This window comes from Acidobacteriota bacterium, from assembly GCA_034211275.1.
Lineage (GTDB): Bacteria > Acidobacteriota > Thermoanaerobaculia > Multivoradales > JAHZIX01 > JAGQSE01.
Genome location: JAXHTF010000058.1, coordinates 1 through 13928 on the forward strand (window position 1 = coordinate 1; position 13928 = coordinate 13928).

Annotated in this window: 10 protein-coding genes; 8 read left to right on the forward strand and 2 right to left on the reverse strand. The window is 65.7% G+C overall.

Features of this window, described 5'->3' with window-relative positions; all coding sequences use genetic code 11:
• From SX243_11465 to SX243_11500, 8 genes are all read left to right on the forward strand, one after another.
• The coding region (locus SX243_11465) for a DNRLRE domain-containing protein (GenBank protein ID MDY7093577.1) at nucleotides 1–458 on the forward strand (458 nt) is incomplete at its 5' end.
• Between the two features lie 52 nt (nucleotides 459–510).
• The gene (locus tag SX243_11470) at nucleotides 511–1275 is read left to right on the forward strand and encodes a hypothetical protein (protein MDY7093578.1); all 765 of its coding nucleotides are present in this window, start codon (nucleotides 511–513) and stop codon (nucleotides 1273–1275) included.
• 208 nt (nucleotides 1276–1483) lie between these two features.
• Complete coding sequence (locus tag SX243_11475; GenBank protein ID MDY7093579.1) at nucleotides 1484–2338, forward strand: hypothetical protein; 855 nt, start codon at nucleotides 1484–1486, stop codon at nucleotides 2336–2338.
• A gap of 665 nt (nucleotides 2339–3003) precedes the next feature.
• Nucleotides 3004–4551: an Ig-like domain-containing protein gene (locus tag SX243_11480; GenBank protein ID MDY7093580.1), complete on the forward strand. Its 1548-nt coding sequence runs from the start codon at nucleotides 3004–3006 to the stop codon at nucleotides 4549–4551.
• A gap of 58 nt (nucleotides 4552–4609) precedes the next feature.
• Nucleotides 4610–5755 carry a hypothetical protein gene (locus SX243_11485; GenBank protein MDY7093581.1) on the forward strand — a complete coding sequence of 382 codons (1146 nt, stop codon included), beginning with the start codon at nucleotides 4610–4612 and terminating at the stop codon, nucleotides 5753–5755.
• Nucleotides 5752–7401, forward strand: a complete 1650-nt coding sequence (locus SX243_11490; protein ID MDY7093582.1) for an AMP-binding protein — start codon at nucleotides 5752–5754, stop codon at nucleotides 7399–7401. The genes SX243_11485 and SX243_11490 overlap by 4 nt, the downstream gene beginning before the upstream one ends.
• A 2-nt stretch (nucleotides 7402–7403) precedes the next feature.
• Nucleotides 7404–8387: a hypothetical protein gene (locus tag SX243_11495; protein ID MDY7093583.1), complete on the forward strand. Its 984-nt coding sequence runs from the start codon at nucleotides 7404–7406 to the stop codon at nucleotides 8385–8387.
• Entirely contained in the window at nucleotides 8384–11278 is a 2895-nt protein-coding gene (locus SX243_11500) for a PEP/pyruvate-binding domain-containing protein (GenBank protein ID MDY7093584.1), read from the forward strand. The genes SX243_11495 and SX243_11500 overlap by 4 nt, the downstream gene beginning before the upstream one ends.
• A 6-nt stretch (nucleotides 11279–11284) precedes the next feature.
• Here SX243_11500 and SX243_11505 read toward each other — a convergent pair whose 3' ends face one another.
• On the reverse strand, nucleotides 11285–12649 hold the full coding sequence (locus SX243_11505; protein ID MDY7093585.1) for a hypothetical protein: 1365 nt from the start codon (nucleotides 12647–12649) through the stop codon (nucleotides 11285–11287).
• Nucleotides 12646–13761: a DUF3419 family protein gene (locus tag SX243_11510; protein ID MDY7093586.1), complete on the reverse strand. Its 1116-nt coding sequence runs from the start codon at nucleotides 13759–13761 to the stop codon at nucleotides 12646–12648. The genes SX243_11505 and SX243_11510 overlap by 4 nt, the downstream gene beginning before the upstream one ends.
• Between the last annotated feature and the right edge of the window lie 167 nt (nucleotides 13762–13928).

Below are 13928 nucleotides of genomic sequence, written 5' to 3' on the forward strand. Positions count from 1 at the left end.
CGACGGACGACACGTTCTCCCACCAGGATCATCCGGACAGCGCCTTCGGCGCCTACAATTTCCTGCGCTTGCGGACCGTCGACGGTGGTCACGGTCGCCACGGCTACTTGAAGTTCGAGGTAGCGGGGCTGCAAGGTCCGGTGGTGTCGGCGCGGCTACGGCTGCGCACTCAGGAGACGGCGATCCCGGAATCCATCGGGGTGTACAAATTGTCGGATGCCGCCTGGTCGGAGGCCACGCTGACCTGGAACAACGCACCGCTGACAGTGCTCCAATCCGTCCAGCTTCCTCCGCCCTTTGCCGAGAACACCTGGCACGAGCTGGACGTCACGCCGTTGGTGACCGGCAACGGCACCTACTCCTTCGGCCTCGCCACCGGCGCCAACCAAGGGCAGCTGGACCTGTGGAGCATGGAGTCCGTCTACGCGCCGGAGCTGGTGGTGGTGACGGTGCCTTGAAGTGCTGTATTGATGTCGGGCATACCTGAAAGATTCAGAAGGGTTCAACTAGATGACCAAGAAAACTCTACCGCTGCTGTGCATCGCTCTAGCGACGTTTGTTTCTCCTGCCTCCGCTGAGATCGTGCCCAGAGACTTTGATCCACCACCGTTTGTCTCGCAGGAAGGCGTCGAGTCCGTATCGGCGGCCCTGGAGACTAAGAGCTACTCGCCTGAAGCGTTCGATCTACCGGTGGCGACGGTGAACGAGCTCGCCCGGACGATTCGGAGCACGTTAGCTTTCAAACGAGTCAACCTCGAGGAAGGCCAGTTGACCGGTGAAGGGTGCTTCCGTTATTGGCCCGCTCACTCCGAGATGAGATATGCGAGCAGAGACCGGATGAGCCGGCTTGAGGAGATGGTGGAGGCGGCCCAAGAAGAGGATGTCGTTCTCGGGCGGGTGATCTCGGTCGAGCCCGGATTCTACGGCGGCAATTTTGTGACCCGTATCGAGCTCAAGCCCAGGAGGCCCTGCGGCTCCATTGATGGCACCCAGGAAGATCGAGAGCCTGTCACCATGTATCTCGATCAGTACGATCTAACACTAGGTCAAGAGCGGGTTTGCATGGTCCGCCCGGGATTCTACTTCCCTCAGGAGGGTGACGACCTCCTGGTCCTGGGGCTTATGGTGAATCCGAAAGCCCGGATCTTGGCTCCAGCCAACTATTTCCAGGTAGTCGATCGAGAGGTGCGCCTCCAGCCGTTGGACTTCGTGGAAAATGGCTCGGAGACTCGTTTGGATGAGCTGTTGGATTGCGCCAGTGAGCCTCGACCGTAGCTTTGTCCCCCTTATGGTCCTTTTCTTGGCTGGCGGCCCTGCAGCTCTTGGCTTGGGAAGATCACTCTCTCACCGAGCGGCAGTTGGGGGAAGTGATGGAGATGGGTGAGTGAAGAGCTCGGAGGGCACGAAGGGAATTTCCGGCTGAAAGCGCCTGCTAAAATCAGTCTTTGGTAGCTCTCCTTCCGCCACGGTGCAGAAGGAATTCTTGAATCGTGCCAGATTGGCCGCCCAAGGAGTGGATGATTTGAGATCTCACAACTACATCGCCGTTCTTTTTCTCGCAGCCCTCGGACTGGCGCTGATAGGTGCACCGAAGGCATCCCCGGAAGCCCCTGAACAAAGGGTATTGGCTTCTGCGCAGGAGCCGGTGACAGAGATCTCATGGTTCGTCAACGAGGAGCAGATTCGGCTGATCATGGAATCCGTTGGGCGCGACGAAGAGCAGCAGCTGCTCTCGGAGTTCCCGGAGTTCGTGATCGAAGAGGTCTTGCGGGCTGCTGAAAGTGCGCCTGTCTATAAGGATATTCACCTTGAGCAGGGAAAGTTGACCCCGGAAGGTTGCTATCAGTACTGGCCCCTTCATATCGAAAGAGAGTATGCAAGGCGGGACGGGCTCACCACGGTGGAAGATCTGGTTTCCAAGGCAGAGGTCGCTTTCATCGCACGAATCCTTAAGAGCCAGTCAGGTCTGTTCGTCGGCAGCTTCGGAACTCTTTTTGATTTCGAGGTGGTGGAGGTGCTGAAGGGCTCCGGGCGAACAGTTGAAAAGGGAGAGCTGCTGTACTCGTATCTGACTACCTTTGATCTATACATCGACGAAAAGCGCTACTGTCGTTACCGAGACGGCTTCTCTCAGCCGAAGGCAGAACGGTTGTACCTACTCTTGGGCTACCGACCAGATAGGCCGACTGCTTTTTTTCAAGTAGCTAACTACTTTCCTGTTGTCGGTGAGGACATCGGGCTTCAGCAGTATCCTTGGCTGGATCAATCTTCGGAAAGCCGGATCGAGATTTTGCGCCAAGTCGAGAGCAAGGCGGCGACGAAGGGGGGAGGCTCTTGAGGCGGCCCGGTTGGGTCGCCATTCAGAAAGAGACTCTTTCTTCAGTTGGCCCGGCAGCCCCGAGTTCTTGGACTCTTGTTTCCGTTCTATTCAGCTGCTGCGGTTTTGGGATTCTGCTCGTTCTGGCATCGCTTCCTGCAGCCGGTGAGGGCTGCGGGATCAACCGACTGATCGAGGAAGGTTCTGGTGGTGCTACTTGCCGAGATTTGCCTTTGCCAGGTTCCTGTGGCCACGAGCACACAGGCCCAAAATACCAACGGAATCGGTTCGAAACGACCGTCTATGTTCCTGAAGGCGGCCAGGCCGACGCAATCTACGACCAACTAAGCTGCTTGCTCGAGAAAGCCAATGACTTCTGGCAAGCTCCAGAAGGTTGTCCTCCGCCCGGGAACCTCGGAGTCAACCCTCGAGTCCCCGTAGTGAAGGTCAAGCGAGGTAGCCGGCCAAGTAGCGACTCTTCTGGGATTCAATTGCGCTACACACCGTCTGCCGGCGGGAAAGCTCGTTGGGATCCGGAAAGAAACGATGTACTTTTCAGTCCTGACATCGGATGGGACTGTAATGAGGTCAATCATATTGATATCGCAGCTCATGAGCTGGGGCATGCTTTCGGTCTCTGTCACGATGCGTGCACTCTGTCAGGCCCGACGGCGCCACGGTCGATCATGTTCGAAGCTATCAATCCGGGCACCAATTACGTCATCGCCCCCGAGCGCTGCGAAGAAATCGAAAAAGCCAACTGCGAGCAGAATTGCAGCAATCTGGATGAGGGCGAGCTTCAAGCGGGTGGAGACTGCCCGTGTTGCTTCTTTTGTCTGATCCCTCCGCTGGAGGATCGCTGTGCCATGTCGCCGCAGCTGTGTGGAGGTGGGTATGCGAATCCTCCCACCGGGTATTGTTACTTCCGGCAGACGACCGTGGTGCTCACCGGCACCGTCGAATATCACTACGACTACGGCACCTTCATTCACAGCGGGGATATCTTCAGCTTCACCATCTCCACCATCGATTGTTATGTTTACAGCCTGACCGGGGATCCACCCGAGGGAGGAGCCGGCGAAGGGGATTCGTGGTCGGAGCTGCCGGGAGATGGGCCCATCGTCTTCGTGCGCAGTCGCTACCCTGACGGAGCTTCGGGGAGCATGGTGGTGACGGGGGTGGCGCGGGATGATGAATATGGGGTCTCCAACGTGTCATTCTGGGTCGACGGCCAGGTGGCCACGGTCGAGGAGCTGCGCACCGGGCTCTACGATCCCTACACCTGCAACGAGCGTCCGGCGCCGGGCTGCGACGCCAACAGCCGCTTCGAGGCGACGGTGGATGTGAGCGCCCTGGCGGACGGACCCCACACCCTGCAGGTGCTGGCGACCAACGGGCGGGTGGTGGATCCCATCCCGACCTACTACGAGATTCCCTTCGAGGTGCGCACTGCCGGCACCTGTGCTGCCGACACCACGGCGCCGACGGTGAGCCTCACCGCTCCGGCTGAAGGCGCGACGGTGCAGGGCGCGGTAGCGGTGTCCTGCTCGGCCAGCGATGCTTCGGAGATCTCGGCGGTGGGGCTCTATGCCGACGGAGCCTGGCAGGAGGACGACACCACGGCGCCCTACGGCTACAGCCTCGACACCACCGCCTTCGCCGACGGCTCGTTGGAGCTGCGCTGCCGGGCGGAGGATATTTGCGGCAACGATCGCTTCTCGGCCCCGGTGACAGTGGCGGTGGCCAACGGCAGCGAGGTGACCACGGTCTTCGCACCGACGGACGACACGTTCTCCCACCAGGATCATCCGGACAGCGCCTTCGGCGCCTACAATTTCCTGCGCTTGCGGACCGTCGACGGTGGTCACGGTCGCCACGGCTACTTGAAGTTCGAGGTCACGGGGCTGCAAGGTCCTGTGGTGTCGGCGCGGCTACGGCTGCGCACTCAGGAGACGGCGATCCCGGAATCCATTGGGGTCTACAAGCTGTCGGATGCCGCCTGGTCTGAGGCCACGCTGACCTGGAACAACGCTCCGCTGACGGTGCTCCAATCCGTCCAGCTTCCTCCGCCCTTTGCCGAGAACACCTGGCACGAGCTGGACGTCACGCCGCTGGTGACCGGCAACGGCACCTACTCCTTCGGCCTCGCCACCGGCGCGAACCAAGGGCAGCTGGACCTATGGAGCAAGGAGTCCATCTACGCACCGGAGCTGGTAGTGGTGACGGTGCCCTGAGGACCCGCCGGGCGGTCTGGTCCTACCTAGCAGCTGATTTCTAGTATCCTGGTCGGTTGTGAACGCCCAATCTGATCGACGGCGGGAGATTTCCGTCGAGCCGGTGGAACCGGACTATGGGGAGGGATCCGCCTCCGGGGAGCAGGGCAAGGGATTCTGGTCGCTGCCGGAGCGCGTCTACCGGGGCGACTCTCGCTGGATCCCGCCGCCGGCCGGTGCGCTGGAGCGGGAGCTTGCCGCTCCCAAGGTTGCCGGGCGTCAGCGTCTGCTCCAGGCTCGAGTGGGGCAGACGGTTGTGGCTCGGGTCGTGGCTCGGATGTCGGATTTGATGGACGAAGGCGGGCATCCTTTGGGCCTTCTCGGCGCCTTCGAAGCCCTGGACGAGCCGGAGGCGGTGGCGCGGCTGCTGGACGAGGGATGCGCCTGGCTCGCCGAGCAGGGCTGCCGCCGGGCAGTAGGGCCCATGGACCGGGACACCTGGCACGCCCACCGCTGCAATGCCGGACCCTGGAGTCATCCGCCCTTTCTTCTCGAGCCCTACAACCCTCCGAGCTATCCTTCCCTCTGGTGCGCGAACGGCTTCGAAGTCCTGGCGAGCTACTCTTCCTATCGTGTGGAGGATCTCGCCGCCGGCGCAGAGGCCACGGCCAAGAGCGCCGAGGCCGCCACCGCCGCCGGTTACCGGCTCCGCCGCCTCCGCCTCGACGACTTTGACGTCGAGCTCGACCGGCTCTACGAGCTCTCCCGCCGGATCTTCCAGGACAACTTCCTCTACACCCCCATCTCGCGACAGGAGTTCCGTTCCCTCTACGCCGCCGCGCGGCCATTGGTGGACCCACACCTCGTACTCTTTGCCGAGTCGCCGGAAGCGGAGCCGGTGGGGTTCCTCTTCGCTTATCCGAATCTCTTCGCGGCGGTGCGGGCGGTGCGCCGCTGGCCGGGAGTGCTGGGAAAGCTGGCTTTTCTGTGGCGCCGCCGGGAGGCGCGGGAGGTCAACTTCAAGACCCTCGGCGTGCTATCAGAACATCGCCGCAGCCGGGTCGGGGGAGCCCTGCTCCACGGTCTTTATCGGGCGGCCCAGGCTGGCGGATTCTCTGCCGCCAACCTCTGTCTGATCCGCGACGGCAACCCGTCGGAGAACTTCACCGGCGGTGGGGAGCTGCTGCGTCGATACCACCTCTACGTGCGGAAACTGAGTCCTTGAGCCCATCCGCCAATATCGTCCATCGGCTCCAGCGCATGGCCGAGGAGGTGCCGGAGCGGCCGGCGTTGATTCTTGGCGACGACGTCTGGAGCTTCCGCCGGCTGCTGGAACGGGTCGAGAGAGTGGCGGGGGGGCTACGGCGGGAAGGCCTGGAGAGCGAGCAGCGGGCGGTGGTGATGATCCCCATGTCCGGCGAGCTCTACGCCGCGCTCTTGGGTGTGCTGCAGATCGGGGCGGTGGCGGTCTTTCTCGATCCGTGGGTGGGCGTCCGGGCGCTGCGGCGATTGGCCCGGTTGGCGGAGCCCCAGGCCTTTCTTGGCAGCTCCCGGGCGCATTGGTTGCGGCTGTTGGTGCCAGCGCTACGCGGCCTGCCGGTGACGGTGACCACCGGCCGGCGGCTCGGCCCCTTCCTCGCTCGCCGCACCCTCGAGGAGCTGGCGGAGGAGCCGCGGGATCCCCGGGTGCATCCGCGGCAGGAGGAGCATCGGGCGCTGATCACCCTGACCACCGGTTCCAGTGGCGAGCCCAAGGGGGCGGATCGGCCCCATGGCTTCCTCCTCGCCCAGCATCGGGCCCTGGCGGAGACCTTTCCCTACCGGGAGGGGGATGTGGACATGCCCATGTTCCCGGTCTTCGCCCTCAACAATCTGGCCTGTGGGGTGCCCTCGGTGGTGCCGGAGATGGACTTCCGGAGGGTGGATCGGGTCGATGGCCGCCGCCTGCTTCAGCGGATGCTCGACCACGGCGTCACCACCGCCACCGCCTCGCCGCCATTCTTCGACGCCCTGGCGGAGGCTTTGGAGTCTGGAAGCGGTCTGGACTCCGAAAAAGGGGAGCGGCCGAAGCTGCGGCGCATCCTCACCGGCGGTGCTCCGGTGTCCGACTCCCAGCTGCGGCGCTGGCGCCGGGCGCTGCCGGAGACCGAGATCGTGGTCGCCTACGGTTCCACCGAGGCCGAGCCGGTGGCCCACATCGACGCCGACGAGCGGCTGCGGCTGAGCGCCGAGTCGGAGCATTTCCGGGGATTCTGTGCCGGACGGCCGGTGCCGGCGGTGGAGGCACGGCTGGTGCGCATCGAAGCTGGCGCTCTGACTCTGGGTGATGGCGGCTGGCAGGCCCTCGAGGTGGCCCAGGGGGAGGTGGGGGAGCTGGTGGTTACCGGGGATCATGTCTGCCGCCGGTATTTCCGCAGCCCCGAGGCGGAGGCGGCCAACAAGATCACCGACGGCGACGGCCGGGTCTGGCACCGCATGGGCGATACCGGCTGCTTCGATCCCGCGGGCCGCTTCTGGCTGGTCGGCCGGGTGCATTCCACCGTGCGCCGGGGCGACGAGCTCCTCCACCCTCAGCTGGTAGAGGCGGTGGCGCGGGGGGAGGATTCCCGCATCCGCCGGGCGGCGTTGGTGGGGCTTGGCACCGAGGACGAGCGGCGGGCGGTGGTGGTAGTGGAGAGCGCCGGCGGTGCGGCGGTGCCGGCAGACGACCTGCGCTCGGACGTGCTGAGCTTGGATGTACAGGAGCGGCTGCGGGCTGCGGGCTTTGCGGTGGACGAGGTGAGGGTGAGCCCCAAGCCGCTGCCGGTGGATCCGCGCCATGCCAGCAAGATCGACTACCAACGCCTGCGTCGCAGGCTCGGAGGGCGCTAGATATGACCGCAAAGGCCCAAGACCTGAGCCTCGACAGTCCCTTCCCGCGCCGGCTTTGGGCCTATCTTCAGGAGCGCTTCCCGCTCGTCGGCCACGGCGTGCTGATTTTCAGCTACTACTCCTCCAACCAATTCCTCGCCCGCGCCCTGGTGAGCCCCGGCGAGCCCATGCACTACGACACCAGCTCGCTCCTCGGCGGGCTGACCCTGCTGCTCTTCTTCTTCCATCTGCGGGTCTTCGACGAGCATAAGGACTACGCCGAGGATCGCGTCCACTATCCCCAGCGGGTGCTCTCCCGGGGGCTCGTCCGGCTGGTGCACCTGCGCTGGTTGGCGGCGGCGGCGATCTTGGGTCAGATGGTCCTGGCGGGGCTCGCTGGCGTGGGGGCCCTGGCCGCCTGGGCCGTGGCCTTCGCCTTTTCGCTGCTCATGCTCAAGGAATTCTTCGTCGGTGAATGGCTGCGCCGGCGATTCCTGCTCTACGCCCTCACCCACATGATGGTGATGCCGCTGCTGGCGCTGATGGTCTTCTCCTTCGCGGTGGGGCGCTGGCCCTGGCAGGCTCCGCCGTGGTTCTGGGTCTACGCCTTCGTCGGCTTCTTCGTCACTAGCAATTGGGAGGTCTCGCGCAAGATTCGGGCACCGGAGGAGGAGATCGAGGGCGTCGACTCCTACACCCGCATTTTCGGCACCTTCGGCGCCGCCTGGGTGGTTCTGGGGATTCGGGTGGTGGATACGCTGATGGTGGCGGCGGTGGGCTGGCATCTGCAGCTGCCGCTGTGGTTCTACCTCGCGCTGATCGGTCTCTACGGAGTTTGCCTGGTGGGCTTCGTCCAATACCGGCTGGCACCGGCCCCCAAGACCGCCCGCCGCATGGAGACCTTCGCCGGCATGTACATCATCGCTTTCGACCTGATTCTGGCGGTGGCCATCGCCCAGAGCTTCGGGTTGGAGCTTCACGGTTGGAGCCTGGGAGGAAGCGGATGAGCACGACTGGCTGGTGGTTGGAAGCCTCCGAGGTGACCGCAGAGCATCGGCGGCGGGTGGGGGGCAAGGCCTGGGCCCTGGCCCGGCTGGCGGCGGTGGGAGGCGGCCCAACCGAAGGCGGCCCAACCGAAGGTAGCGCGACCTGGAACGTGCCGCCCTGGATGGTGATCACCACCGACGCCTTCCGCTCGGTGCTGGCGCAGGCAGGGGTGGATCAGCGCATCCAGCGCCGGCTGGCGTCGGTGACTGACGGCCCGACCGGTGACGACTCGATCAGTGACGACTCGACCGGCGAGGAGGAGACCGAGCTGGCGGCGGCGGGAGCGGAGATCCGTGGCTGGATCCGCGCCTTGCAGCTGCCGCCGGACCTGGTGCGCGGCCTCGAGAGCTGGCGCCGACAGCGGTTGGCGCCGGACGCAGCGTTGGCGGTGCGCTCGTCGGCGGTGGGGGAGGACGGTGTCGAGCACTCCTTTGCCGGGCTCCACGACAGCTTCCTCTTCCGCCGCTCGGCAGAGTCGGTGGCGGAGGCGATTCTGCAGGTTTGGGCGTCGGCCTTCAACGATCGTGCCCTCGCCTATCGCCGCTCCCGCGGGCTCGGCGTCGAAGGCATCGAGGTGGCGGTGGTGGTCCAGGAGATGATCGACGCGGCGGTGAGCGGCGTGCTCTTCACCGCTCACCCCACCACTGGCGAGGTGCGGGAGATGGTCCTCAGCGCCCTCTACGGTGCCGGCGAAGGGCTGGTCAGCGCCGGTCTCGAAGCCGATAGCTGGGTGCTCACCAAGGCCGGGCTGCTCAGCCAGGACGAGCTGGCGATCCAGCCGCAGATCGTCACCAAGGACGAGCAGCTGGTTTTCGACCAGCGGGCCGGTGAGGGGCTGCGTCGGGAGCCGGTGGCGCCGGAGCTCGCCGGCCGTCCGTGCCTCGACGAGGAGCAGGTGCGCGCCGCCGGCCGCCTCGGGCTGGCGGTGGAGCGCTTCTTTCGCGAGCCTCAGGACATCGAGCTGTGCTTCGACCGGGACGGCCGGCTGTTCTTGCTGCAGTCGCGGGCGGTGACCACGGTGGAGGAAGTGGGGCCCGCCGCCGGCAACCGCAAGGTGTGGGACAACTCGAACATCATCGAGAGCTACTCCGGGGTCACCTCCCCCATGACCTTCAGCTTCATCCGCCGCGCCTACACCATCGTCTACCACTGCTTCGCCGAGGTCATGGGCATCGCGTCGGAGGCGGTGCGCGCCAACCGGCCGGTGTTCGAGAATATGCTCGGCCTCTTCCGCGGTCAGGTCTACTACAACCTGCTCAATTGGTATCGGGTGGTGCGGCTCTTCCCGGGCTACGGGCTCAACAAGCGCTTCATGGAGTCCATGATGGGGGTGCGCGAGGAGCTGCAGGACGAGGAGGAGCGACGGGGCTTGGGGAGCACCCTCGGCGAGGTCTTCGACGTCCTGCGGCTGGTGCTGCGCATCGGCTGGCGATTTACGCGCATTCGCTCCATCGTCGCCGCCTTCGAGGAGCATTTCCGAAGCTGCTACGGCCAGTGGAACGCCGTCGATCTCGACTCCCTGGCGCCCCACCAGCTCCACGCCCTCTACCGCGAGATGGAGGAGCGCATGCTGTGGCAGTGGAAGGCGCCCATCGTCAACGACTTCTACGTCATGGTCTTCTACGGCGTGCTCAAACGCCTATGCGAGAGCTGGTGCGCTGACCAAGACGGCTCGCTGCAGAACGACTTGCTGTGCGGCGAGGGCGGCATCGAGAGCACCGCCCCCACCCGCGAGCTGATGCGCATGGCGCGGGAGATCCGGCGGGATCCGGAGGCGGTGCGGACGTTTCTGGACCTGAGCCCGGAGGAGCTGGCCCGACGGGTGCCGCGGGAGCCCCGCTTCGCCGAGCTCGCCGCGGAGATCGAGTCCTATCTGGAGAAGTACGGCTTCCGCGGCGCCGACGAGCTCAAGCTGGAGGAACCGTCGGTGGCGGAGCGTCCCGAGTTCCTCTACCAGGTGCTGAAGAATTACGTCGCGGTGCGGGATCCGTCGGTGCTCGACCTGGAGGCTGCGGAGGAGCGTGAGACGGGAGTGCGCCGGGCTGCCGAAGAGCGGGCGATGAAGAGCCTCTCCGGATTCCGGGCGCGCCTCTACCGGCGCTGGATCTTCCGCCGGGTGCTGGCCAACGCGCGGCTGGGGGTCAAGAATCGAGAGAATCTGCGCTTCGCCCGCACCCGCATCTACGGCCTCTTCCGTCAGCTGCTGCTGGCCTTGGGGGAAGACTTCGCCCGCCGCGGCCTGCTCGAGGAGCGGGACGACATCTTCTACCTCGCCTTGGACGAGGTCTGGGACTATCTCCAGGGCACCGCCGTGAGCACCGACCTCCAGGGGTTGGCGGCGCTACGACGGCGGGACTTCGACGACTACCGGGAGGAGACGGAGCGCTTCCCCGCCGACCGCTTCGAGACCTGGGGACTGCCCTATGACCGCAACCTCTACCGCTCGCCGCCGTCGGCGAGGACCGAAGGGGACGAGGGCGATGGGCTCCGCGGCACTCCCTGTTGCCCCGGGGTGGTGCGCGGGCCGGTGAAAGTGATTCGTGATCCCGCCGCCGACGCGCGGTTGGACGGCGAGATCCTGGTGGCCGGCCGCACCGACCCCGGCTGGGTGCCCCTCTTTCCCGCGGTCTCCGGCCTGCTCATCGAGCGCGGCAGCATCCTCTCCCACTCCGCCATCGTCGCCCGGGAGATGGGCCTGCCCACCATCGTTGGCATTCCGGGTCTGCTGGAGCGGCTGGAGACCGGTGACCAGGTGGAGATGGACGGCGCCCAGGGCACCGTGCGCCCACTAGCCGAAGCGGGGCTAGCCGAAGCTGAGCTATCCGAGGCTGATGTGTCCGAAACCAACTGAGCCCGCTCAGGGATTCCACAGAGCGACCCAGCCCAGATCCTGAAGCAGCCATACCAGAACCGGCGCGGCGAGGGTGATGAGGAAGCGGCGGGCGGTCCATTCCCGGGACAGGGCCGCCTCCGCATGGCGGCGATCGAGAGCACCGTTGAGCAGAGTCAGGGCCAGCACCACGGCCCCCGCACCGGTCAAGGCACTGGCGCCTGCCAAGGAAGTGGTGCCCGTGGGCTGTTGCAGCAGCCAGGGCACCAGCGCCGTTCCCAGCCAGCCGCAGACGCCCACGGCTCCCAGGGCACCGAGCCAGCGCAGGCCGCGCAGCTGGTGATAGCCCAGCAGCCCGGTGGGCAGGGCGAGGGCCAGCACGGTGCCGAGGGCGGCGACGTAGGGGCCGAAGAGGGGCGGGTAGACGCGGGTGCCGTTGGCCAGCGCCAGTACCAGGAAGGGCAGCAGCAGCGCCCGGGCGATGGTGCGCACCCGCAGCTCCCGCTGGCGGTCGGGGCGGCTCACGAACCAGCCGGCGACGAAGGCCAGGAAGCCGGCGAAGACCGGCAGCGCCCATTGCCACGAGCCCAGGGACCAGGTGCCGTAGGCGAAGAGGATGAACGTGAGGGTGCCGCCGACGTTGAACGAGCGCATGCGCCAGACGATGAGCGCGACGGCGCCGCAGATCACCGCCAGGCTGAGGTTCTGATAGATCACTTCGGAGAGCGGCTTGGTGGTGATCTTGCCCAGGATCACCACCACCGCCAGGGGCACGTAGAGATTGTCCGCCCCCTCCAGGGAGATGGCTTCGAAGAAGGTGACCAGCACCGCTACCAGCAGTGCCGCCAGAACGCAGATGGCGCGGTCCAGCTCGGTCATCAGCAGCAGCGGTAGATGGATGGCGAGGAAGGCGATGACCAGAAAGACCAGCGAGCCTTCGAGGCTCTTCTGCTCGTCCTCCACCTCGTAGCGGATGCGTCCGTAATGACCGCCCACCAGCGCTGCAAAGGCATCGCCGATGGCCAGCACCAGGATCGCCGAGAGATAGAACGCCGGCTGGTCGCGGGCCATGAGGAAGACCAGGAAGACCGCCAGCGGGTAGAACTCGGCACCGCGGCTGGGGCGGTCGATGCCGTGCAGGCTTTGGAGGAAGCCCCAACGGCCGCCGAAGGCGAAGAGGGCGGTCATGGCGCCGGCCATCACCAGCACCACCCATGGGGAACGCACCAGAAAGGGGAAGAGCAGGCAGGCGATGCCGCCGCCCAGGTGCACCAGCTTGCGGCTGTGCTCCGGATCGGCGTCGCCGAAACGTTTCCACACCTCCGCCACCGCCACCAGGCCGAGGAAGATGGCGCTGAGCACGGCGCCGCCGAAGAGGTCTCCGGTCATCATGCCGGGCGGAGCTCCTCGAGGACGAAGGCGCTGTAGAAGAAGGCCCGGTCGCGGGCGAAGAGGTGCTCAGCCTGCTCCTCCAGGCCATGCACCTGGGCAGCCAGCTCTTCCGGCCGCCGCCGCGGCACCAGCAGGTTCCAATAGGCGAAGCGGGCCCCTGTGGCGGCGTGCTTCGCCAGCCGGCGATAGACCTGGGTGCCGGTGTCGGCGTCGAGGTACTCGAAAATGTCTGAGAGGTTGAAGCCGTCGAAGGGGCCGCCTGCTGCGGCATCGCCCCCGTGAGCTTGTGCCGCTTCCTGCACCGGGCCGTGGTGCAGGGTCAACCGGCTCAGCGCCGGCCGCAGCGCTGCGCAACGCTCCTCCTCCAACCAAGGCGGCAGTGTGTCCCGAAAGCCGCCGCGCAGGATGTATTCGACATAGGGATTGTCATGCACCGGCAGCTCGGTGAGGGCGTAGCGGGTGCGCTCCAAGATGCGCTCCGACACCGAGCCTTCGACATAGCGGAAGAACTCCGGATCCCGGCCGAAGCGGCCCATCACCGGCCGCGAGAAAAAGAGGCGGAAGAGCAGGCGCCAGCGCCGGGTGTCCCAGCGCTGCTGATAGAAATGCTCCCGCGCCGCCTTCTGCCGCGGCTCGAGGAGCGCCTCCACCGTTCGCCGGCGATGCACCAGGGGCAGGATCCGGCGGCGGAAGAAGCTCAGATAGCTCTCGAACTTGCCGTGGTGGGACACGCCGGCCGCCACCACTCCAGGGTGGCCATCCCAAAACTCCCGCGCCGCCGGCGACAAATCCCCCCGCACTTCGCCGTAGGTGGCGAGGCGCTCGCCGTGGCTTCGGAAGCCGAGAAAGGCGAGAAGGTCCTCCCGGCTCAGATTGCGCACAGCTGCCGCCTTGAGCTCCACCAATGCCAGCTGCGCCAGACTCAGGTCCGCCGCCACCACCTCCGCCCCTGCCGCCAGCAGCGCGAAGCTGTTGTCCCCCGCCGAGGCGATAGACAGGATCCGTCGCCCGGCGGCGGGCTCGAGGGCCGCCACCAGCAGATCCGTGTCCTCCCAGCAGTTGGCGTAGCGGATGTGGTCGAAGCGCGCCCGCTCCTCGATGCTCGCCGGCATGGCTCAGCAGCCTCTGGGAGGTTCTGGATGGAAGAGTGAGCAGAGGTGCATGTCGAGAAGCTCGCCGAGAAGGTGGGTTGCTTCTCAAGCATAGAACATCCCGCCCAAAAGCCCAGAGCTCCCGGAAATGCTTGCGATCTCTCGGGAGCCCTGGGAGCGCCGGCTTC

Excerpts from the sequence above, each read along its gene's own strand:
- SX243_11500 (MDY7093584.1), top strand. The coding sequence starts at position 8,384 with ATGAGCACGACTGGCTGGTGGTTGGAAGCCTCCGAGGTGACCGCAGAG.
- SX243_11470 (MDY7093578.1), top strand. The coding sequence starts at position 511 with ATGACCAAGAAAACTCTACCGCTGCTGTGCATCGCTCTAGCGACGTTT.
- SX243_11505 (MDY7093585.1), bottom strand. The coding sequence starts at position 12,649 with ATGATGACCGGAGACCTCTTCGGCGGCGCCGTGCTCAGCGCCATCTTC.
- SX243_11510 (MDY7093586.1), bottom strand. The coding sequence starts at position 13,761 with ATGCCGGCGAGCATCGAGGAGCGGGCGCGCTTCGACCACATCCGCTAC.
- SX243_11480 (MDY7093580.1), top strand. The coding sequence starts at position 3,004 with ATGTTCGAAGCTATCAATCCGGGCACCAATTACGTCATCGCCCCCGAG.
- SX243_11495 (MDY7093583.1), top strand. The coding sequence starts at position 7,404 with ATGACCGCAAAGGCCCAAGACCTGAGCCTCGACAGTCCCTTCCCGCGC.